Genomic DNA, 22,423 nt, shown 5'->3' on the forward strand with positions numbered 1-22,423 from the left:
CAATGATGGGGCCAGCATCATACCCGACACGCCGTGCCAGCCGCACTCAAACAGCCGTCAGGTGCTCATACAGGATGGTCGCGCCCACCAGCATCAGCACGATGCCGCCGATGATCTCGGCACGCTTGCCTACCACCGAACCCAGGGCCCGCCCCAGCATGGTGCCGAGGGTGACCATGGTCATGGTCGCCAGGCCGATCGCCGCAGCCGCCACCCAGATGTTCACATCGACGAACGCCAGGCCAATGCCCACCGCCAGGGCATCGATACTGGTCGCCACCGCCGTCACCGCCAAAATCCAGAATGAGTGCTGGCTTTGCTTTTCTTCCTCTTCCTCATCCGGCTTCAGGCCGGCATGCACCATGTGCGCGCCCAGCAATAGCAGCAGGAAGAAGGCAATCCAGTGGTCCCATTGCTCCACGTACTGGCTGGCCGCCTGGCCCAGCAGCCAGCCAATGACTGGGGTTATGGCCTCGATGACACCAAAGATCAGGCCGGTGCGCAGGGCTTCGGCCAAACGGGGTTTATGCAGGCTGGAACCTTTGCCGATGGCAGCCGCGAAGGCATCCGTGGACATGGCGAAGGCAAGGAAAACGAGGGAAATGGGATTCAACGATCAGGCTCCGCCGGGCTACGAGTCAACGACAGCTCCCTGCAGGCCCGGCTTGGCTACAGAAAGGTCGTTGGTCTCGCCAATCCAGCTGGATGCACAGGCCATGGCAGGTTGCCAAATATGTTGACCGGTGCGCCTTCGCTTGGGTGCGAAGGCAGGCTACTCCCCAAAGAGTGCGGCGATGATAACAGCCCCAGGTGAAAAAAGCGTGAACGGCTTTACCGGCCACACAGGACTAGACTGAACAGAACCAGGTGACCGGGGGGCTGCCACACGTGGAGGTGTGAGATGAGCCAGTTCAAGCGTCTGTTCGTCATGCTCGGCCCGCAAATGCGCCACACGCCAGCGCTGCAACGCGCAGCGGCGCTGGCGGAATCCAGTGGTGCTCTGCTGGATATCAATGTGATCGTCGACGACGTCGACACCTTTGGCTTGATGAGCGATGGTCGCGAGCGTGAGCGGCTGCTCAGCGACAACCGCCAATGGCTGGCGGACGAGGCCGAGCAACTGGGCAACGCCGGCCTCGACGTGTCCACCGAGCTGTTGTTGACCCGCGACCCACTAGGCTGCGTGCTGGAGCGGGTCGAACGGCTGGGCTGCGACCTGCTGGTCAAGGACGTACAGCACGAACCGGTGCTCAAACGCCTGCTGGTCACGCCACTGGACTGGCAGTTGCTCAAGGACAGCCCGGTCGCCGTGCACCTGGTCAGCGACATCCGCCTGCCCCTGCCCCGGCAAGTCGCCGCCGCGGTGGACCTGAACAGCCATGGCGCAGGCGAGCACCTGGACGAGCAGGTAATCCACTGCGCGCACGCCCTGGCCCTGCAATGCAACGCCGAGCTGCACCTGTTGCATGTGTGCGACGCGGCCAAGACCCACATTGCCGACTTCGGTGCTGGCACGGTGACCATGCCCGGCTTCGAGGGCAGCGTGCGCACTGCGCAGCGAGCAGCGTTCAACCGCCTGGGCGACCATCATCAGATCCCGCTGGAACGCAGGCATTTCCTGGAGGGCGCAGCGATCAAGGCCATTGCTCAGTTCGTCGGCCACAGCAGGGCCGATGTGATCGTGATGGGCAGCCACCGGCATGACGCGATGCAGACGTTCCTGGGTGGGACCACGGCGCATGTGCTGGAGCATCCGCTGTGTAACGTGCTGGCGATCAAGGCCGTGCGCTGAATGTGGGTAAGCCTGAACCGATCTCTTCGCGGGAATGAATAGGAGCAGCGCAAGGCTGCTCCTATCTTGTGTCAGAAACCCTTGCTGTAGAACAGCGAGTACGACTCGATCCCGTCGTTAGGCTGCTTGAGCCCAGCGTTGGAGTAGTGCATCGCGCGGATCCCGACTTTTTGCTCGCCCGGCAACTTCAGACCAAAACCGATGCGGTCTTCGAAGTTGACCGACGAGCCCAGACGCTGGTCGCCCACGTCGGTCTTGGAAAACGCCGCCAGGCCAATACCAGCCTCGATGTACGGTGTGTAGGTGAAACCGCTGAACTCGTACGTGAACACCGGGCTGAATGACAGCGAGTGTGCGCCACTGGCGTCACCGCCCTCCCAATAGGTGTAGGCGGCATCCCAGTAACCGGTCACGTAACCGGTACTGCTTTCCAGCCATTTCTTGTCCCAGTCGAACGACAGGCCGATACGGTAGGTCATGTCGCCTTGGCTAGTGGCGCCCACGGCACCGGATACCTGCGCGGCCTGGGCCAGGTTGGCCCCTGCAAAGGCCAGCACTGCAGCGGCCAGCGAAGCTGCGAGACGGGTTTTCATCAACGACTCTCCTGATGGTCTACACGGCAAGCGGGGGCTTAGGCCCCTCGATCTTTTAGGGTGGACCGGCGCATCCAGACCGGTCACACGAAGTAATAGTTTTTTGATTATTGTCCAGATAATCAGAAAGTTGAAAGTGTATTGCCACTATTGGCTAAATCGCTTGCTTAAGATGTGCCTTGCCGTGCACAGCACTTCAGTCGTATTCCGCCTCTTCATGCTCACCCAGCAAACGCCTTTGCCGAGGCGTGGCTTCCTCCAGCACCTGCGGGTTGAAGCGCCAGTTCAAGTACGGCGAGAACTTCTGCGCGACCATGCGCCGGCCATAGTGCACCTGCAGCATGTCGCGCTCGCGAGCCTGGCTGCAATTGGGCCCGGCGCTGTGCCAGACGTCGCTGCGAAACACCAGTGCATCGCCCGCCTTGCACAACACGGCCTGTGCTTCACGCCCCTGCCAGTGATCTTCCCCCGCCTGGGGTGGCCGCGCCGCGCGGTGGCTGCCGGGTACGATGCAGGTCGGGCCGATGCCGTGGTCGATGTCGCTGAGGTACAGCTGCGCAGTGAGGATTTGTGCGGGTTGGGTGAAGTCGCCTTGCGCGCTTAGCCAATCAGGCAATTGCATGGGCAGATAATCCAGGTGCAAGGCCATGCCCGGGTAACCCGGATGGCTGCGCCAGGCAGTTTGCCCGATCAGATGGCAATCAGCGCCCAGCGCCGCTTCAGCCAGGGCTATCACAGGCGGCAGGTCGAGAAAGGGCAACCACAACGGGTTGCGGTTGAACACACACTTGTAGTGTTCCAGCAGCCCCTGGTAGTCCCAGTGAATCGGCTGCAGGTCATCGATGGCGCAGCGCAACAAGGCGATGCGCAGGGGTTCGAGCACACCGGGGAGCAGCACATAGCCCCGCTCGTCCAACATCTCCAGCTGAAGGTCCAGGTTCATGACGATGTGCTCCGCCATGACGGGAGCACATTTGTACTCCCGCCCGTTTATCCATCAACGCCAGTTCAGGTTCACGGTTGTGGGGGCTTTGCCATTCACGGTCACCAATTGCTGCACCGTCTCACCCTGGGCGTTGCCCATGATCTTGTACTTGCCAGGAGGCAACTGCACATACAGCAGCGGCCCGGCATCCGTGATGCTCAGTACAGGCTGGCCTTTTGCGTTCTGGATATCGACTGAAGCCCCGCTCTGGAATTTGCCTTCCGGGCCAGTGGAAAGCTCCACATGCAGGTCATAACCAGATGTCTTGCGCAGCGCATTGGCCTCATCCTGGCCGATACCGCCTTGCAAGTAATGCACGCCGTTCTGTTCCTGCGGTTGCAACTGCACGGCCTGCATGTCGATGGGGGCATTGAGATCGGCGGCGGCAGCCAGGGTCCATGGCAAGGCCAGGGTTAACAGCAACGCGGCGCCGAGTGCATAGTGATGGTTACGCATGGTACGACCCTCCTTTAGAGGATGGCTTACCTATTATCTGATCCTCTCAGGGGGGTGGTGTTCGTCCTGATGCATGGTCGTCATCGTGATATTCGGCACTAAGCTATCAAATAAACGTAAATTTAGCTGTTTATCAATTGGTTGTGCGCCCTTCCTCTAGTAGTTTCACGAACATGCTCAAACTGCGCGATACTGTGCCTCGGCGCCATACCAGCCAGGTTTTCAGGTAGCGGAAGTCCTCCGACATCGGCCAGGCGCTGACGGTGCTGCACCCGGGCATGTTGTCGAGCATGCTGCGTGGCATCATGGCCAGGCCGGCACCGGCGCTGACGCAGGCCAGCATGCCGTGGTAGGACTCCATCTCGTGGATCTTGCCCGGCACTGCCTGGTCCTGCACGAACCAGCTTTCGAAATGATGACGGTACGAACAGTTGGCACGGAAGGCGTAGATGCTTTCGCCGTTTACGTCCTGGGCGCGGGTTACGGGTGCATGGTTCAACGGGGCGATCACCATCATCTCTTCCTCAAAGACCGGTATGCCCTCCAGCGTCGGGTGCAGCACCGGGCCGTCGACGAACGCGGCCACCAAGCGGCCAGACAACACGCCTTCGAGCATGGTCCCGGAAGGCCCGGTGGACAGGTCCAGGTCAACCTTGGGGTAGCGTTGGTTGTACGCCGCCAGCAAGGCCGGAATACGCACCGCTGCGGTACTTTCCAGCGAGCCCAGAGCAAAGGTGCCCTGTGGGTCTTCACCTGCTACGGTCAGCCGCGCCTCGTGTACGAGGTCCAGAATGCGGCGCGTGTATTCGAGGAAGTTCCAGCCTGCAGGCGACAGGCGCAGGCGGCTCTTCTCGCGAATGAACAGCTCCACGCCCAGGTCTTCTTCCAGCTGCTTGATGCGCGTGGTCAGGTTCGACGGCACCCGATGGATGTGCTGCGCGGCAGCGCTGATGCTGCCCTGCTCTGCCACGGCTTTGAAGATCTCCAGTTGCACCAGGTCCACAGCCTTTCTCCAAACGTGAATGTTTCGCTCATTATTATTCAGTTTTCATTAAAGCCATAGCCCACTAGTCTGGCGTCATTGATTAACAACAACGAGAGTGTCCCGCCATGAGCGCGATCAGCAGCCTGACCCACGCCATCTCCCTCGACCCGTACAGCGGCGAGCAGATCGGCGCCTACCCATTCGACACCGACGCCGCACTGGAAGCGGCGCTGCAACGTGCCAAGGTTGGCTACCGCCAGTGGCGCCAGGTGTCGCTGGGTCAGCGCAGCGAGTACTTGCTCGCCCTGGCCAGCACCCTCGAAACCAAGGCCGAAGCCTTCGCGCAAATGATCAGCCGCGAAATCGGCAAGCCGATTGCCCAGGCACGCGGTGAAGTCAGCAAATGCGTAGGCCTGTGCCGCTGGTACGCCGAACACGGCCCAGCCATGCTTGCCGCCGAGCCAACCCAGGTGGAAAAAGCCCGTATCGAATACCGCCCACTCGGCCCCATCCTGGCGGTGATGCCGTGGAATTTCCCGGTTTGGCAGGTACTGCGCGGCGCCGTGCCGGCGATTCTGGCGGGCAACACCTACGTGCTCAAGCACGCCCCGAACGTGATGGGCAGCGCTTACCTTATGGGTGAGCTGTTCAAGGACGCCGGCCTGCCGGAGGGCGTGTTCGAAGTGCTGAACGTGACCCCGGATGGCGTCACCCGCGCCATCAACGACCCGCGTATCGCCGCTGTGACCCTGACCGGCAGCGTTCGTGCCGGCATGGCGATTGGCGCCCAGGCCGGCGCAGCACTGAAGAAGTGCGTGCTGGAGCTGGGGGGTTCCGACCCGTTCATCGTGCTGGCTGACGCCGACCTGGATGCTGCCGTCAAGGCTGCGGTGATCGGCCGCTACCAGAATACCGGCCAGGTCTGTGCTGCCGCCAAGCGCCTGATCGTGGAAGCAAGCATTGTCGAGCAATTCACGCAAAAGTTCGTAGAAGCCACGCGCCAGCTGAAAGTCGGCAATCCGCTTGAAGACGACACCTACATCGGCCCGATGGCCCGCTATGACTTGCGCGACGAGTTGGATGGCCAGGTCCAGGCGACGCTGGCCGAAGGCGCCACCCTGCTGCTGGGCGGCAACAAGGTCGAAGGCGTGGCCAACTTCTACGCCCCCACGGTGTTCGCCAACGTTACCCCGGACATGACCGCATTCAAGCAGGAGCTGTTCGGCCCGGTGGCGGCGATCATCACCGCACGCGATGCCGACCATGCGGTGGAACTGGCCAACGACAGCGAGTTTGGCCTGGCATCGACCATCTACACCGCCGACTATGGGTTGGCCGAGCGCATGACCGCCGCGCTGGATACCGGTGGCGTGTTCATCAACGGCTACTGCGCCTCCGACCCCCGTGTGGCGTTTGGTGGCGTGAAGAAGAGCGGTTTCGGCCGTGAACTGTCGCACTTTGGTGTGCGTGAGTTCACCAATGCCCAGACCGTGTGGCTGGACCGTAACTGATTCAAAGGCATTGGGGCTGCTTCGCGGCCCCAACTGCTTCAATCCCGAACCTGGTCCTTGACCCAGTCCAGCATCCCTCCCGGCACGATCAATTCATGCCGCGCCCGTGAACAGGCGGTATACAAACCCGCCAGCATCCGCGCCCGCTCATTGCGGTTCCCGGCCACCTGGGGCGCGACCATCAGCTCTGGCGACACCATCACCCGGGCAAACTCCATGTTCTTCACATCCCGCACCCGGCCCAGGAACAATTTCGGCGCCTTGTCCCAGCGGTAACGGCTCTTGGCCTTGGCGAAGTGCTCCGGTGTATAGCCCTTGCGCAGCATGCTGGCCACCGCGAGAAACGCTTTGTCGTCACCCTTGTCCTGCTCCAACGCCTGCCAGCTGGGATAACGGAACAGCATTGGATGGCGCGCCCGAGTGCCGTAGCGGTACAGCTCGATACAGTCCTCGACGAACAGTTCGAAGTCCTTACGTGCGCTTTTCAGCAAGATGAACGGCACGCCCTGATGCGTCAGGCGCTGGAACCAGCCAAACAGGCCCCATTCGTCGTCGACGATCAGCGCCGTGGGCTGCTGCGGCACTGTCACCGTATCGAAGAAACTGACCCGGGTGTAATGCTCGGCGCTGCCACTGAAGGCCGCCTGAATCGCGGCAGGGTGCGCCTGGATCAGCGGGTTGAGCACGTTGTCCATTGCCGGCCCGGCGCGCAGCGAATGGTCGATGCAGCGCTGGCGGATGAAGCTGCCATGATGCGGGCTGAGGCCGTTGAGGTTCTGCAGTTCGTCACCCAGGGCAATGATCGACTGCGGGCTGCGATCGAGCACGGCAAGCATCGGTGCAGACAGCTCATGGGCCTCATCGACGATGACGTGGGTGTAGCGGCTGTCAATCACATGATCCGTCAGCGACAACAGTTTCACCCGGTGATAGTCACGCACCGGCAGCTGGATGTCCCGCGCCGACGGACGAATCAGCTCCTGCCAGTACAAACGGGCCTTTTCCAGCAGCACCTCTTGATCCAGCGGCGAGGTGCCCGGCCCGGCCCAGGGCAAATGGTGCAACTGCAACTGGGTATCGGCACTGTGGCAGAACGTGCGCACGGCGCGGATGCACAAGGCGACCACATCACGCGCAGCGAGCGGCCCTATGTCGGGGATGGCCAGCCAGCGCACCACCTGCGCGTCCTGCGGGCGCCATGACAGTTTGGTGCGATAAGGGTCACGCAGGCGCCAGCCGTTGCTGGTGAGGTCGCGGTTGAGCAGCTCGTCGGCCAGCTGGCCGAAGGTCAGCGCGGTGTACGCCGAAGCGTCCTTGACCCGCGCCTGCAGGGCGCGCAACTGGCCTTCGGTCAGTGCCAGCAGCAACGTGCGCTGTGGCTCCAGCAGGCGGGCGAACTGGTGAATCAGAAAGGTCTTGCCGGTGCCGGCGAAGCCTTGCACGGCCACCGATTCGTCGACGCCACTTAGGAACTCACGCAGCAGACGGTTCTGCTGGTCGCTGAGCATCAGGTCGTTGGCCAACGACGGCAGGTGCACCGGATGCAGCGGGGTGGCACGCTGGCGGTAGCTGTCGGCGAACTGGAAGTTCCACTGGCCCTCGCCATCGAGCAGCTCGACTGCCTGATACGCCACTTCGGCCGACAGCAGCGCAATGCCATTTTCGCCGAGCATACCCAGGCCCATGGCGAACGCCTCATGATCGAAATGCTGCGCCACCTGACCTTGGAATCGCCCAGGCGCGACGCCTTCGACTTCGTTGGCGATGCGCACGATTTCGGCAAAACGGCGCTCCTGCGCGTCGGCCGAGGCGGTGGCGGGCTGGCGTGGCAGATTTTGGATAAACAGTACCGCAGCGGCATCAAGCATGCTGGCAGTAGTGAAGAAGTCGCTGTCAGGCGCGTTGGCGAGGCGGTCGGCCTGGTCGCTGGGCAAAGGCAGGTAGAACATCGGCACCTCGGGTGGAAACAGGGCGGCACGATAGCAACTTTCAGTGAGGAATGCTGGTTTTAACCCCTGCCCCGCTTCAACGTCTCGCTGGGAAACTCCTTGAACAGTTGCCTGTAACTCTCTGAAAACCTTCCCAAATGCCAAAACGACCAACGCATTGCTACCTCGGCCACCGTCACCCCACCCCCGCGCAAGAGATCACGCCGCGCACCATTGAGCCGGCGTAACCGTAACCAGTGCGCAGGCGGCATACCGGTGAACGCTTTGAAGGCCTGCTGCAACTGGCGCAATGAAACCCCGGCCACCTCAGCCAACTCCACCAGGTTCAGCGTCTCCTCCGGGCAGTCGGCCGCCCATTCGCTGACCCGCCGCATGATCGCCCGCTCCTCGTCACGCCGCCCCAAAGCCACGCCCTGCAAGCGCTGGCAGGCGTTGTCGAGTATGAACAAGCAGTCTTCGAGCAGTTGTTCTGCCAGGGCCTGCCCCTGCAGCGGGCAATCGGCCTCGCCCAACCGGGTCAGCGTTGCGCTCAGCCAACTGCCGAACAGTGCATTCTGGCCGCTGCCCAGCGGCACCATGAACAACCCTTCCAGGCGCTGCGGGTCCAGCCCATGGCGGGCCAGGAAGGCCTGGTCGAACACGACCGCCACCTCCTGGTAGTTCTCCGGTGTGATCCAGATATTGCGGCTTTGTTCGTTCAGCAGGTACAGGCTGTTCTCGCTGCGGTCGAAGCAGAACGCCAGCGAACCCGTTGGCGCACGGAAAAACTGCTCCACCCGGGTGTTGAGCCGCTCTTCGTACACCTCCACGCCATCGAGCCCCAGGCAACGCAGCTCACCGCTGAAATGCCCCGGTGACATCTGCCGGTACTGCTGCTGCCACCCAGGGGTGGCGCGCACTTGTTCGGTGACGTCGGTGGTGTGGAAAGCCTGGACCTGCAACGCATTGGCGATTGTCACGCATCTTCCTGTATGCACTCTTTTGGTGCATTCGATACTGGAGAAAGTGGATAGATTGCCCCGGGGGGCTGCGACCAAGATAGTCTCCAGCGCGTCACCTGGGAAGCGCAGCGCCTTCGAAACCGTGTAACGACTTTCGTCAGCGAAGTGGCTCCCACACTAAAACCCAACCAAGAGGTCTGTATGAACGCCCCCTTCGATCAGCTGTCCACCTGGCTGAAAGAACACCGGATCACCGAAGTCGAATGCGTGATCAGCGACCTGACCGGCATTGCCCGCGGCAAGATCGCGCCCACCGCCAAGTTCCTCCACGAGCGCGGCATGCGCCTGCCTGAAAGCGTGCTGTTGCAGACGGTCACCGGCGACTACGTTGACGATGACATCTACTACAACCTGCTCGACGCTGCCGACATCGACATGGTCTGCCGCCCCGACCCGACCGCCGTGTACCAGATCCCGTGGGCCATCGAGCCGACCGCCATCGTGATCCACGACACCTTCGACAAACAAGGCAACCCGATCGAGCTGTCGCCGCGCAACGTATTGAAGAAGGTCCTCAAGCTCTACGCCGACAAGGGCTGGCAGCCGATTGTCGCACCAGAGATGGAGTTCTACCTGACCAAGCGCTGCGAAGACCCGGATTTGCCACTGCAGGTGCCACTGGGGCGTTCCGGTCGTGCCGAAAGCGGCCGCCAGTCGTTCTCGATCGATGCCGCCAACGAATTCGACCCGTTGTTCGAAGACGTCTACGACTGGTGCGAGATCCAGGGCCTGGACCTGGACACGCTGATCCACGAAGACGGCCCGGCGCAAATGGAGATCAACTTCCGCCACGGCGACGCGCTGGACCTGGCGGACCAGATCACCGTGTTCAAGCGCACCATGCGCGAGGCGGCACTCAAGCACAACGTGGCCGCCACGTTCATGGCCAAACCGATCACCGACGAACCGGGCAGTGCCATGCACCTGCACCAGAGCGTGGTCGACATCGCCACCGGCAAACCGGTCTTCGCCAACGAAGACGGCAGCATGAGCCAGCTGTTCCTGCACCACATCGGTGGCCTGCAGAAGTACATCCCCAAACTGCTGCCGATGTTCGCGCCCAACGTCAACTCGTTCCGCCGTTTCCTGCCGGACACTTCGGCGCCGGTCAACGTCGAGTGGGGTGAAGAAAACCGCACCGCCGGCTTGCGCGTGCCCACGTCCAGCCCCGAGGCGATGCGCGTGGAAAACCGCCTGCCAGGCGCCGATGCCAACCCGTACCTGGCCATCGCCGCTAGCCTGCTGTGCGGCTACCTGGGCATGGTGGAGCGGATCGACCCGAGCGCGCCGGTACAGGGCCGCGCCTATGAACGGCGCAACCTGCGCCTGCCGATCACCATCGAGGACGCGCTGCAGCACATGGAAGACTGCGAGACCGTACAGCAGTACCTGGGCAAGCAGTTCGTCCAGGGCTACGTGGCAGTCAAACGGGCCGAGCACGAGAACTACAAGCGTGTGATCAGCTCGTGGGAGCGTGAATTCCTGATGCTGAGCGTCTGATCCACCATGGGGGCTTTGCAGCCCCCTGCACCTAACTCGAAGAACAAGACCAACGAGGTGTCCCCATGCGTCATCTGCAAGCCCTGATCCCCGCCGCATTCACCCTGCTGTTCGCCACCACCACCCACGCCACCCCTTCGGTCAGCGTGTACAACTGGACCGACTACATCGGTGACACCACCCTGGCCGACTTCCAGGCCAGCAGCGGAATCAAGGTGGTCTATGACGTGTTCGACTCCAACGAAACCCTGGAAGGCAAACTGCTGGCCGGGCGCACCGGCTACGACGTGGTGGTGCCGTCCAACCACTTCCTCGCCCGCCAGGCCCAGGCCGGTGCCTTCCTGCCGCTGGACCGCAGCAAGCTGCCGAACTGGCAGCACCTGGACCCCAAGCTGCTCAAGCAGCTTGAACAGAATGACCCCGGCAACCAGTACGCCGTACCCTATCTGTGGGGCACCAATGGCATTGGCTACAACGTCGACAAGGTCAAGGCAGCCCTGGGTGTGGACCATATCGATTCGTGGGCGGTGCTGTTCGAGCCGGAAAACCTGAAAAAGCTCAAGCAGTGTGGCGTGGCATTCATGGACTCGCCCGACGAACTGTTCCCGGCCATCCTCAACTACCTGGGCATGGACCCACGCAGCGAAAAACCGGGCGACTATGCAAAGGCCGAGGCCCGTCTACTCGAACTGCGCCCCTATATCACCTACTTCCATTCCTCCAAGTACGTCTCCGACCTGGCCAACGGTGATGTCTGCGTGGCGTTCGGCTACTCCGGCGACGTGTTCCAGGCCGCCAACCGCGCTGTGGAGGCGAAAAACGGCGTGAAGGTGGCCTACAGCATTCCCAAGGAAGGCAGCAACCTGTGGTTCGACCTGCTGGCCATCCCCAAGGACGCCAACAACCCCGAGCAAGCCCTGGCGTTCATCAACTACCTGCTCGACCCCAAGGTGATTGCCAAGGTCAGCGCCACGGTCGGTTATGCCAACGCCAACCCGGACGCCAACGCCTACATGGATGCATCGCTGGTGAACAACCCCGAAATCTACCCACCCCAGGAGGTGCTGGACAAACTGTACATCTCCAGCACCCCGAGCCCGAAGATCATGCGCGTCATGACCCGTTCCTGGAGCAAGATCAAGTCCAACCGCTGAGTCGAGAACGCCCATGCCTTTGAACAACCAACACACCGCTTCGTACTACGCCGCCACGGCGCGCGACGCGGCACCCTACCCTAGCCTGGACGGCGAATTGACAGCCGACGTGTGCGTGGTGGGCGGCGGGCTGACCGGGGTCAATACGGCCCTGGAGCTGGCCGAGCGCGGCCTCTCGGTGGTGCTGCTGGAAGGCCGGCGCATCGGCTGGGGCGCCAGTGGTCGCAATGGCGGCCAGCTGATTCGCGGTATTGGCCATGATGTCAGCGGCTTTGCCCGGCATGTCGGCCAGGACGGTGTGCGCTACCTCAAGCAGGCCGGCATCGATTCGGTGGAGCTGGTGGCCGACCGTATCGCCCACTATGGCATTGACTGCGACCTGCGCTGGGGCTTTTGCGAGCTGGCCAACACAGCGGCGCAGTTCGCCGCCTTCAAGGATGAGCAGGACGACCTGGCCGCCCTGGGCTATCGCCATGAAACCCGCCTGGTCGGTGCTGCGCAACTGAACGAGGTCGTTGCCAGCGACCAGTACGCTGGCGGCTTGGTGGACATGGGCTCGGGCCACCTGCACCCACTTGATCTGGTCCAGGGCGAAGCCCGCGCAGCCCACAGCCTGGGGGTGCGCATCTTCGAACAAAGCCCGGTACTGCGCATCGAGCACGGCCCCAGCGTGACCCTGCACACCGCCCGTGGCAAGGTGCGCGCCAGCAGCCTGGTGCTGGGCTGCAACGCCCACCTCGACGAGCTGGAGCCGCGCCTGAGCGGCAAGGTGCTGCCGGCCGGCAGCTATGTAGTGGCCACCGAGCCCTTGCCCGAAGCTTTGGCCAGCAGCCTGATTCCGCAGAACATGGCGCTGTGCGACCAGAAGGTCGGCCTGGACTACTACCGCCTCACCGCCGACCGGCGCCTGCTGTTTGGCGGGGCCTGCCACTATTCCGGGCGTGACCCCAAGGACATTGCCGCGTACATGCGGCCCAAGGTGTTGAAGGTATTCCCGCAACTGGCCAACGTGCGCATCGACTACCAATGGGGTGGCATGATCGGCATCACCGCCAACCGTTTCCCCCAGGTCGGGCGCCTGAACCAGCACCCCAACGTCTATTACGCCCAGGGCTATTCCGGGCACGGGCTGAACGTGACGCACTGGACAGCGAAGCTGCTGGCAGAAAGCATCGCCCTTGGTCACAGCCACGGCCTGGATGTGTTCAGCGCCGTGCCGCACCTCACCTTCCCTGGCGGCAAGGCATTGCGCTCGCCGTTGCTGGCACTGGGCATGCTGTGGTACCGGTTGCGCGAAGCGCTGGGGTGAGTTCGGGGTGGATTTTGCGGCGCCCGGGAGATCGAGCGCCGCGCGGGCGGCGCTCGGTCTTCCAGGCACCAGATGATCCAAGACGAGCACTTGGGATTAAACCCACTGGCCAACTGTCACGCACCTGCTAGCGTTGTTGAGGCCGACCTCTCAAGGATGCCTCTTCATCATGAAATCACTGCCTCGCATTACCCTGTTGTGCGCCGCCCTGCTTGCGGTGGCCGCTTGCTCCAGCAATCGCGTGGACCCCAAGGATTACTCCGGCTTCCTCAAGGATTACAGCCGGCTGCAGGAGGCCAAGAGCCCGTCGGGTGACCCGGTAATGCGCTGGATCGACCCCAAGGTCAACGTCAACCAGTACAGCCAGGTGTTCATCGAGCCCAGCCAGTTCTACCCCAAGCCGCAGCCGACAGCGGTGATCTCGCAGCAGACCTTGCAGGAGATCACCCGCTACTTCAATGAAGCTCTGCGCCGTGAAATGGGTAGCGTAGTGCCCTTGGCCAAGGGGCCAGGCCCCGGGGTGATCGTGGTGCGCCCTGCAATCACCGCGGTGTCTACCAGCAACGAGGGACTCAAGCCGTACGAGGTGATCCCTATCGCGCTGATTTCGGCGGGGGTGAACACCGCCATGGGTGGCCGTGATCAGGAGGTGGATGTCGGCGTGGAAGCAGCATTCCTCGATGGTGCCAGCCAGAAGGTACTGGCCCAGGTGGTACGCAAAGGTACCGGCCAGGAGCTGGAAAACGATACCCAGAAGCTGACCTTGAATGATGTCAAGCCAGTGCTCGATGGCTGGGCCAAGGACATGCGTGCGAGCTTCCTGGCGGCGAAGCAGAAAGCTCGCTGATGCGGTTTTGACCCGGTTGTTCAATGCGGTCGCTTGCAGGAGCACGCCTGCAAGCGACTGCGTTAAAACTCAGCACTCAACAAACGCAACAGCCAAACCGCCGCGCGAGGTTTCCTTGTAATTGGCATGCATATCCGCACCGGTATCACGCAGGGTGCGGATGACCCTGTCGAGCGAGATGAAGTGCTCGCCATCTCCCCGCAGCGCCATCTGTACAGCGTTGATCGCTTTGACTGCAGCAATCGCATTGCGCTCGATGCACGGCACCTGCACCAGGCCGCCCACCGGGTCGCAGGTCAGCCCAAGGTTGTGCTCCAGGGCAATCTCGGCCGCATTTTCCAGTTGCGGCGGCGTAGCCCCCAGCACCTGCGCCAGGCCGGCAGCGGCCATCGAGCAGGCTGAGCCGACCTCCCCCTGGCAACCCACTTCGGCACCGGAGATCGATGCATTCTTCTTGCACAAGATGCCGACTGCCGCTGCGCCAAGCAGGAAGTCCACGACATCAGCGTCGCAGGCGTTGGGATTGAACTTCATGTAGTAGTGCAATACCGCCGGGATAATACCGGCGGCACCGTTGGTGGGCGCGGTAACCATACGCCCACCGGCGGCATTCTCTTCATTGACCGCCAGAGCGAACAGGTTGACCCATTCCATGGCGCCAAGGGTCGAGCCAATCACGTTGGGCTTGCCCAGTTCCTGCAGGCTGCGGTGCAGCCGCGCGGCGCGACGCTTGACGTGCAAGCCGCCTGGCAGGATGCCCTCATTGCGCAGACCGTTCGCCACGCACTCACGCATGGCCGCCCAGATGCGCAGTAACCCTTCCCGGACCTCGGCCTCCGGGCGCCAGGCGCATTCGTTGGCCATCATCAGTTGCGCCACGCTCAGGTCATGGCCCTTGCACAAAGCCAGCAATTGGGCGCCACTGTCGAACTCATAGGGCAGTCGCACTGCATTCGTTTCGCCTGCCGGCGCATCGATCTCGGCCTGCTCGACGATGAAACCGCCGCCCACCGAATAATACGTCTGGCACAACAGGCTACCCTGCCCGTCCATGGCCTCCAGGCTCATGGCATTGGGGTGATAAGGCAGGTTCTCGTCGAGCAGCAGCATGTCACGGCCATATTCGAAGGCCAGCGGATGGCTGCCATCGAGCATCAGGCAGTGCTCCTGCAGGGCCTGGCCTATACGCGATTCGATAGTGGCTGGGTCGATGCGGTCTGGCCACTGGCCCATCAGGCCAAGCAGGCACGCACGGTCGGTGGCATGGCCAACCCCGGTCGCCGACAGCGAGCCATACAGCCGCACCTCCACGCGCGTTACCCGCGCCAGCAGCCCCCGCTCGCGCAGGGCCTGGGCAAAGGTAGCGGCCGCCCGCATCGGGCCGACGGTGTGAGAACTGGACGGCCCGATGCCGATTTTGAAAAGGTCGAAAACACTGATAGCCATGCTAATGCCTGACCGTACCCTGATATGCATCCACAGTACGGTTGTCTGAAGAAATTGAGCGATATTGCGATTTTGCGCGATACTGACGCGCTGACTCACGGATGACCAACGAAACTTTCTAAGCAAGGCTTTAGTGGTACTAAACGATGCGACGACAACTCAATGGTCAGATGTTCGTCTGGCTGCATGTATTCGCCTGCGCAGCCCGGCACCTGTCCTTCACCCGCTGCGCCGAAGAACTGCACATCACCCCGGGCGCGGTCAGCCAGCAGATGCGTCAGCTGGAAGAACGCCTGGGCTATCGGCTGTTTCTGCGTCGAGCGCGGGGCGTGGAACTGAGCGCCGAGGGGCAACGCCTCGCCCAGACTGTGGCCGAGGCCTATGGCAGCATCGAGGCCGAGCTGCTGCGGCTGGACGCAGGAGAAATTCGCGGCACGTTGCGCGTCCGTTCAATCCCCTCGTTCCTGGCCAAATGGCTCACGCCTCGCTTACCGCGTTTTCAACAGCGTTACCCGGATATCGAACTGCGTCTGGTAGCCGAAGACAGCGCCCAGGCGCTGACCCCGGGTGACTTCGACCTGGCCATCGACCTGAACGATGGCAGTTACCCCGGCATGCTCTCGACGCCACTGCTGGACGAGCAGATCTTCCCGGTGTGCTCACCCATGCTGTTGCGCGGGCGCCCGCCGTTACACGGGCCCGCCGATCTGGCGCACTACCCGCTGCTGCACGACATCACTGCCTGGCGCGGTAGTTCGGAATATGCCGAGTGGGAGTTCTATCTGGAAGGCATTGGCGCCGTCGGGCTGGATGTGCGGCGTGGGCATACCTTCAACCGCAACCACCTGACCATCGAGGCCGCGATTGCCGGCATCGGCGTAGCGATCGCCCGGCGCACGCTACTCAACGACGAACTGGAGCGCGGCGCTTTGATCGTGCCGTTTGGTGTGCCAATCGCCAACCACAAGCGTTATGTGGTGCATTACCCGCCAGGTGGCTTGAACCAGCCAGGCGCGCGGGCAGTGCATGACTGGCTGGTGGAGGAAGCGCGTGTGTTCAGGGAGCTGCATCCGCTGAACAAGGAATAGCCCAACAGGTTCAATAGGCCTGTTTACCTGTGAACGCATTGAGCGTGCGCACCAGGATCACGAAGTCCAGCCACAACGACCAGTTGTTGATGTACTCGATGTCCGAGTCCACCCGCTGGATCATTTGCTCGATGTCTTTGGTCTCCCCTCTGAACCCGCGCACCTGCGCCAGGCCTGTCATGCCGGGCTTGATGTTGTGGCGGGCAAAGTAGTCGACGATATCCTGCGAATACAAGGTGTCGTGCTGCAAGGCATGTGGCCTGGGCCCGACCAGCGACATTTCCCCGGTCAGCACATTGAACAACTGCGGCAGTTCATCCAGGCTGGTACGGCGGATGAACGCGCCAATACGCGTGAGCCGTGGGTCGTTTTTCTGCGCCTGTTTGACCTCGCCATTCTCTGGCTGGTGAACGTGCATGCTGCGAAATTTCCAGATACGGAATGATTCCCCTGTCCAACCGGTGCGCTCCTGGCGGAAGAACACCGGGCCGCGGCTGTCGAGCTTGATAGCCAACGCAACCGCCAACAGCACCGGTGATGCGAACAGCAGAATCAAGGCTGCCAGCACCCGGTCCTCGAGGTTTTTCAAGAACAGACTCATGCCCGTCAGCGGCGTTTCCGACAAGGTCAGCACCGGAATGCCGGCAATTTCCCGCACGCTGTGGTTGATCAGGCGCAACGAGAAGATATCCGGTACCCAGTTGACCGCAATGCACTTGTCGAGCAACTTGAAATACACGTCATTGATGACTTCGGAGCCGCCCAATGGCGTTACCAGGTACACGGTGCGGATTGCATGTTGGGCCACCAGTTCGTCGAGGTCGGCAATGTGCCCCAACACTGGCAGGCGCTGTTTGCCCTCGGCATTCTCGCGCCCCTGCTCATCGGCCTTGTCGATCAGTACACAACCTAGCACCCGCTCGCCAAACCAGGGGTTGTTGCTGATCTTCTGGTACAGGAAATTGGCCAGGTCGCCGGCGCCAATGATCAGCGCATTGTCCAGGCGCGCATGCGCGCTAAAGCGTTTTTGCAGTTCGCGTACGGCAAAATGCAAAAACAACTGGGCGATATAGCCAATGACGAATAGCTGCCCCACCAATAGCCGCGAATAGGTTTCGCTCTGTTTGGTCAGGAAGGCCATGACCACCAGGAAGCAAAAGGTTGCCGACCAGGCTTTGAACAGGCGGAAGGCCTTGATCGAAAGCCCCACGTTGGTGCGATAAATGGCGTAATGATCATAAATCACGGCCAGTGCGCCAATCAGCAACAGCAGCATGATCACGTAATCGGAGGTGATGTAGCCGAACTGGTCGTAGATCAGGTACCAGGCGATACCGGTCACGGCAATGCCATCGAGGCCGGCCTGAATGGCGTTACTGACACTGCTTCTTCTCTGGAGTAAGGAACGACTGCTTCTGGGTTCGAAAACCATTTCAGACCTCATCAATTTGAGCGTAGCAAGTGCCTTCCATCAAACAGCAAGTCTTGAAACCAGCTTATGCAAAGCCAGTGAAGCAGGTTCGCGGGGCCCCCAAGCCATTGATCTCACTGTAGCAGCCACCCGCCGCTGGCGTGCCCGGAATCGCCGCTGCTACGCATTTTGGCCGATTCATACGGTGCGCCTGGCCGAAACCGCCGCCCGCCGGTACAACAACGTGCGCAACAGGAACAGCGGGTTACCCACCACATAACGCAGGAACAGGCGCTTGGGTTCGCGCAACAACCGGTACAGCCACTCGCCACCCAGACGCCGCAACCACTCGGGGGCCCGGCTGACCTTGCCGCCGAGAAAGTCCAGAATCGCCCCGCCGCAGACGATCAGGCAGGGCACGCCAATGGCTGCCAATTCTGCCGCTACCGCTTCCTGCTTGGGCATGCCCATGCCCAGTACGATCAGTTCGGGCTGCTGCTCGCGGGCCAGCTGCAGATAGGTTTCAACGTTGGCAAAACCATCGTGAACTGACACCGGCACAATGCCAAACTCGGCTTCACAGCGTTGTACCGCCTGGCCCAGATAAGGTTGCCGTGTGCCCCAGAAAGCGACTTTGCGCCCACGGTATGCAGCCATGAGGCGGGGAATGAAGTCGGTGCCGTTCATGTTCAGCCCAGGCTCCAGCCCCAACCGGCGATACAGGATCGCCATGCCAGAACCATCACGCAGCAGCACATCCGCGGCAGTTAGTGCCCCGCAGTAGGCGCCATCGCGCACCACCAGGTTCATCGCATGGGCATTGACGAAGCCCAGCACGGTGGCCGACTCCGGCGTGGCCAGGCGCTCGAGCAGGTGCTGCGCGGCAGCGTCGTCGACGACCACTTCCAGCTTTTCGATAACACGCTTCCAGCGATGTGGCCACTGTGCCATCAGTCGTCATCCCGTTTTGAACGCACCCATTCAACCTGGCGTTTGATCAGGAAACTCAAGTACAAGGGGACCTTTCTGGCCGCGTAGAACGGCGCGTACAACAGTACCGAGAACGGTATCAGCTCACGACAGAAACGCGCCCAGGCCAACACCACGGCCAAGCCCAGCATGGCCAAGGCGGCAAGTGCCAGCCACGCCGGTGCCGCCAGGCCAAACAGCAGGTACGCCAGCCAGGCCAGCAGGTTAAGCCCGAGCAAGGCCAACACCAGCAACGCCAGGGGGGGCACCAGCAAGTCCAGGGTCATGGCCGCCAGGCTGCCGTTGCGCTGAGTAATGGCAGCCAGCGCCCGTTTGGGCGCGTCGGCCAGCATCAAACCCAGATGGCCGTGCTCCCAGCGCGTGCGCTGGCTGTTGAGGCCTTGCTGGCTGAGCGGAAACTGGCTGGTAACCAATGCCTCGGGGCAGAACACAGGGGGCTTGCCCTGCTGGCAAAGGTCCAGGCCAAGCTTCACATCCTCGACCAGGTGACCATTGGCCAGGTTGATCAGGCTCAGGTCATGCCAACCAAACGCCATGCCTGCACCCATCAGCTGGCATGGCAGGCCCAGGCGCGACCAGCCGCGTGGCCGCACCAGGTTCTTGACGCGCCAGGCGAACTCGGCCACCTGCACCTTCAACCCAGCACCTGCCGGGGCACGCATCAGGTACAGCGACTGTACTGGGCGGGCAACTTCGCGGCAGCGGCGCGCCAGGCAGTCGATTGCCCCTTCACCCACCTGGCAGTCGGCATCCACCACGATGACGACTTCGGGTGGCCGCTGAGCCAGGTGACGCACGCCAAAGTCCAAGGCGTAGCCTTTGCCGCGCAAACGCGTATCGTAGCGCTCGACCACTTGCGCACCAGCCTCTCGCGCGAGCTGGGCAGTGTCGTCCGAGCAGTTGTCCGCCACCACCAGCAAGCGGTCACCGTCCAGCAGTTGCGGGACAATACTGGCCAACGTCGCGCGAATGATCGAAGCCTCATCGTGGGCAGGCACCAACACCGCTACCGACGGGCGCCCGCCAGTGCCCTGGGGCTTCGACCGCGCCGGCAGGCAGGCCAGCAACACCTGCAGCAACAGCACCAACACCGGCACCAGGACGATGATCGCCAGCAGGCCCAGTAACCAACCCAATACACTTATCATGCGTATGCCTTGAAATAGCCGGCCAGCCTGGCCGCCTCGGTGTCGATGTCATGCCGCTGCAAGACTCGCTGGTAGGCCGCTTCGCCCATGTGCTGCAGCACTTCGGCCGGTTGCGCCAGGCAGTCGGCCATGGCTGCCGCCAGCTCGTCCACGGCACCGGCAGGGAATAACCAGCCGTTCTCGCCAGGGCGTACCAGCTCAGGGATACCCGCCACATAGGTAGTCAGCACGGGTCGGCGCAAGGCCATGGCTTCCATGATGACCACGGGCAAGCCCTCGGCGAAGCTGGGTAGCACCAGCGCACGGGCGGCAAGGATTTCTTCGCGCACCTGCGCGCTGCTGATCCAGCCGGTGATGCGCACCTGCGCCTGCAGGCCGTGTCGGGCAATCAACGCCCCGATCTCCTCGCGCATTTCCCCGTCACCTGCCAGCACCAGCTCGAAGTCGATTGATTGGGCCGCGAGGCGGTGCGCCGCCTCAAGCAGCAACAACTGGCCTTTCTGTTCGCAAAGGCGCCCGACACACACCAGGCGTGGTGCGCAAGGCACGTTAACCGGCGCCACATCATGGAAACCACGTTCCAGGCCGCAATGCACCACCTTCACCTTGCCCCAATGCTCGTGGGCCACCCACCGGTACAGTTGGCTGCGCCCGTACGAGCTTACCGCCGCGACAAAGGCGGCACGCCGCACCTTCTCACCCATGTGCAGGAACTGTGGTTTATCGAACTCTTCCGGCCCATGCACGGTGAAGCTGTAAGCCGGCCCGCCCAGGACGTTGGCCAGCATCACCACTTCAGTAGAGTTGGTACCGAAATGTGCATGCACGTGTGTCGCCTCCCCTGCCTGCAACCACTGCAGCACCTGGCAGGCCTCGGCCAGGTAGACCAGATGGTAGGGCCAGGCACGATCGGCCCGTAAACCAAGGCGCATGGCCAGCCACAGCGCCTGGAAAAACCGCCGCGGCTGCGCACGCAGCACTTGCCACGTAGGCCCCAGCAGCCCCTTCAGTCCGTCTTGCAGTACGTAGCAGGTCTTGTCCCGTTCGGTTGCATCCTCGGCATCCTGCACCTGGGCGTCCCACCCGCGCAGCGCTATACGCTGCACATCCATCCCCTGGCGCTCCAGCGCCAGAATTTCGCGACGTATGAAACTGTGGCTGACCTTCGGGTACTGATTGATGAAGTAAGCAATGCGCATACGAATCCAGATCCAAACCCGCTTGATGACGTACCTTCCCTGGCAACCTTCACTTCAGGCTGTCGACCACGGGAGGTCTGTCCACTGCCGATGCACTCACAGCAAATGCATCCCCCTGTTTTCCTTGTAGTCCAAGGTTGTGATTGCTGCTTGGCAATGCTGCCTGCAAGCGGGTAAAAACATCGTCGAGCAACGCCTCGCGGCGGCGGTACATCGCCCGTTTCTTCGCCGGGATGTCGGCTTGCGCCCGTTGCGCCGGGGCCAGCGGCAGGGTGAAAAAGTCCTCACGGTCAGACACGGTGGCGCCGTGCTCCTGCCAGATCACGTCATAGTTGGCTGCAAGGTCCTGGCCCTTGTCGTTGCCAAAATACGGGTGTCGATGGTGCCGACAGGTATCGTTGACGGCATACAGCCGCGTCACACCCAAGCTCCTGGCCAGGCATTTCAATGCTTCGAGCAGCAGGCTGCGTGGGCGCAGCCCTTCGAAGTCCTTGGTCAGGTCGCGGTAGATGGCCAGCGAAGTTTCACTGTCGATGCCTTTATGGATGCCCTGCACCGCACCGATGAACAGGCTTGGTCCACCCTGGCCATGGCCCAGGGTAAAGGCCAGGGATGCCACGCGCAGATCGCCTTGGAACAGGTTCAACACCAGCTCGCCTTCGCGCTTGAACCAGATCGGCCGGTCCAGCACCAGGCTGCAGCCCGGCGAATGGCTGGACAGGTCACACAGCCGCAGGCTTTCGTCGCGCCCCAGCAGTAACAACGCCGGAAACTGCCCAGCCACCAGTTCGAAGTGCGTAGCCACCACATCCAAACGCTGTGGGGCCTCCCAACATTGGCTGATGTAAGGCCATTGAACGACACCAATGCAATCCACACCCAGCCGATGCAAACCATCCGGGCCCAGCGCCGAGGTCATGCGCCGCATGAACCCGTTCAGCTCAGGCCACTGCCTGGCGATCTGCCGCGTCAACTTGTACTTGTTGTGCAACGCCCGCAACGAGTAACCCGGTTGCAAGGTGAACACGCTTTTCACGAGGGTGCCGAGCATCATGGGTT

General features: G+C 62.1%; 20 protein-coding genes. 7 read left to right on the forward strand and 13 right to left on the reverse strand.

The features are described 5' to 3' along the window. Positions 1–46: 46 nt before the first annotated feature. Positions 47–613 carry a manganese efflux pump MntP gene (gene mntP, locus DM807_RS17240; protein WP_012272335.1) on the reverse strand — a complete coding sequence of 189 codons (567 nt, stop codon included), beginning with the start codon at positions 611–613 and terminating at the stop codon, positions 47–49. Positions 614–901: 288 nt separating this feature from the next. Here mntP and DM807_RS17245 point away from each other — a divergent pair, with 288 nt between their 5' ends. Further along, positions 902–1,792 (forward strand): universal stress protein, encoded by an 891-nt coding sequence (locus DM807_RS17245; RefSeq protein ID WP_060514990.1) that lies wholly within the window; start codon positions 902–904, stop codon positions 1,790–1,792. 71 nt (positions 1,793–1,863) lie between these two features. On the opposite strand, the gene DM807_RS17250 is transcribed toward DM807_RS17245, so the two are convergent. The 4 genes from DM807_RS17250 to ptrR form a co-directional block, all read right to left on the reverse strand. Continuing rightward, positions 1,864–2,385, reverse strand: coding sequence for an acyloxyacyl hydrolase (locus DM807_RS17250; protein WP_012272337.1), 522 nt, complete (start codon positions 2,383–2,385; stop codon positions 1,864–1,866). 196 nt (positions 2,386–2,581) lie between these two features. Further along, positions 2,582–3,328, reverse strand: a complete 747-nt coding sequence (locus DM807_RS17255) for a phytanoyl-CoA dioxygenase family protein (protein ID WP_069942667.1) — start codon at positions 3,326–3,328, stop codon at positions 2,582–2,584. Positions 3,329–3,382: 54 nt separating this feature from the next. Further along, a complete protein-coding gene (locus DM807_RS17260; RefSeq protein ID WP_012272339.1) occupies positions 3,383–3,826 on the reverse strand; it encodes a hypothetical protein in 444 nt (147 codons plus the stop codon). Positions 3,827–3,959: 133 nt separating this feature from the next. Next, on the reverse strand, positions 3,960–4,829 hold the full coding sequence (gene ptrR, locus DM807_RS17265) for a putrescine utilization regulator PtrR (RefSeq protein WP_012272340.1): 870 nt from the start codon (positions 4,827–4,829) through the stop codon (positions 3,960–3,962). Positions 4,830–4,936: 107 nt separating this feature from the next. On the opposite strand from ptrR, the gene DM807_RS17270 reads away from it, so the two are divergent. Then, positions 4,937–6,322 carry an aldehyde dehydrogenase family protein gene (locus DM807_RS17270; protein ID WP_012272341.1) on the forward strand — a complete coding sequence of 462 codons (1,386 nt, stop codon included), beginning with the start codon at positions 4,937–4,939 and terminating at the stop codon, positions 6,320–6,322. A 38-nt stretch (positions 6,323–6,360) separates the two neighbouring features. Here DM807_RS17270 and DM807_RS17275 read toward each other — a convergent pair whose 3' ends face one another. Both DM807_RS17275 and DM807_RS17280 read right to left on the reverse strand, forming a co-directional pair. Next, positions 6,361–8,271 (reverse strand): DEAD/DEAH box helicase, encoded by a 1,911-nt coding sequence (locus DM807_RS17275; protein ID WP_179027600.1) that lies wholly within the window; start codon positions 8,269–8,271, stop codon positions 6,361–6,363. Positions 8,272–8,330: 59 nt separating this feature from the next. Continuing rightward, positions 8,331–9,230 carry a helix-turn-helix domain-containing protein gene (locus tag DM807_RS17280; protein WP_012272343.1) on the reverse strand — a complete coding sequence of 300 codons (900 nt, stop codon included), beginning with the start codon at positions 9,228–9,230 and terminating at the stop codon, positions 8,331–8,333. A 183-nt stretch (positions 9,231–9,413) separates the two neighbouring features. Between DM807_RS17280 and DM807_RS17285 the strand changes: the two genes are divergently transcribed. The 4 genes from DM807_RS17285 (at position 9,414) to DM807_RS17300 (ending at position 14,082) form a co-directional block, all read left to right on the forward strand. Then, on the forward strand, positions 9,414–10,772 hold the full coding sequence (locus DM807_RS17285) for a glutamine synthetase family protein (RefSeq protein WP_012272344.1): 1,359 nt from the start codon (positions 9,414–9,416) through the stop codon (positions 10,770–10,772). 65 nt (positions 10,773–10,837) lie between these two features. Next, entirely contained in the window at positions 10,838–11,926 is a 1,089-nt protein-coding gene (locus tag DM807_RS17290) for a polyamine ABC transporter substrate-binding protein (protein ID WP_060514988.1), read from the forward strand. A 13-nt stretch (positions 11,927–11,939) separates the two neighbouring features. Further along, the gene (locus tag DM807_RS17295; protein ID WP_012272346.1) at positions 11,940–13,235 is read left to right on the forward strand and encodes an NAD(P)/FAD-dependent oxidoreductase; all 1,296 of its coding nucleotides are present in this window, start codon (positions 11,940–11,942) and stop codon (positions 13,233–13,235) included. A gap of 169 nt (positions 13,236–13,404) precedes the next feature. After that, positions 13,405–14,082, forward strand: a complete 678-nt coding sequence (locus DM807_RS17300) for a DUF3313 domain-containing protein (protein WP_012272347.1) — start codon at positions 13,405–13,407, stop codon at positions 14,080–14,082. A gap of 69 nt (positions 14,083–14,151) precedes the next feature. On the opposite strand, the gene DM807_RS17305 is transcribed toward DM807_RS17300, so the two are convergent. Next, a complete protein-coding gene (locus DM807_RS17305) occupies positions 14,152–15,528 on the reverse strand; it encodes an L-serine ammonia-lyase (RefSeq protein ID WP_179027601.1) in 1,377 nt (458 codons plus the stop codon). Positions 15,529–15,674: 146 nt separating this feature from the next. On the opposite strand from DM807_RS17305, the gene DM807_RS17310 reads away from it, so the two are divergent. Further along, complete coding sequence (locus DM807_RS17310) at positions 15,675–16,616, forward strand: LysR substrate-binding domain-containing protein (protein ID WP_012272349.1); 942 nt, start codon at positions 15,675–15,677, stop codon at positions 16,614–16,616. A gap of 10 nt (positions 16,617–16,626) precedes the next feature. On the opposite strand, the gene DM807_RS17315 is transcribed toward DM807_RS17310, so the two are convergent. From DM807_RS17315 to DM807_RS17335, 5 genes are all read right to left on the reverse strand, one after another. Continuing rightward, a complete protein-coding gene (locus tag DM807_RS17315) occupies positions 16,627–18,048 on the reverse strand; it encodes an undecaprenyl-phosphate glucose phosphotransferase (RefSeq protein ID WP_060494290.1) in 1,422 nt (473 codons plus the stop codon). Between the two features lie 177 nt (positions 18,049–18,225). Next, complete coding sequence (locus tag DM807_RS17320; RefSeq protein ID WP_060494289.1) at positions 18,226–18,978, reverse strand: WecB/TagA/CpsF family glycosyltransferase; 753 nt, start codon at positions 18,976–18,978, stop codon at positions 18,226–18,228. Continuing rightward, the gene (locus DM807_RS17325; RefSeq protein ID WP_012272352.1) at positions 18,978–20,165 is read right to left on the reverse strand and encodes a glycosyltransferase family 2 protein; all 1,188 of its coding nucleotides are present in this window, start codon (positions 20,163–20,165) and stop codon (positions 18,978–18,980) included. The genes DM807_RS17320 and DM807_RS17325 overlap by 1 nt, the downstream gene beginning before the upstream one ends. Further along, a complete protein-coding gene (locus DM807_RS17330) occupies positions 20,162–21,364 on the reverse strand; it encodes a glycosyltransferase (RefSeq protein ID WP_069942609.1) in 1,203 nt (400 codons plus the stop codon). The genes DM807_RS17325 and DM807_RS17330 overlap by 4 nt, the downstream gene beginning before the upstream one ends. 49 nt (positions 21,365–21,413) lie before the next feature. Then, positions 21,414–22,418, reverse strand: a complete 1,005-nt coding sequence (locus tag DM807_RS17335; RefSeq protein ID WP_179027602.1) for a VirK/YbjX family protein — start codon at positions 22,416–22,418, stop codon at positions 21,414–21,416. Positions 22,419–22,423: the final 5 nt, after the last annotated feature.

The organism is Pseudomonas hunanensis (assembly GCF_013393325.1).
GTDB lineage: Bacteria > Pseudomonadota > Gammaproteobacteria > Pseudomonadales > Pseudomonadaceae > Aquipseudomonas > Aquipseudomonas putida_P.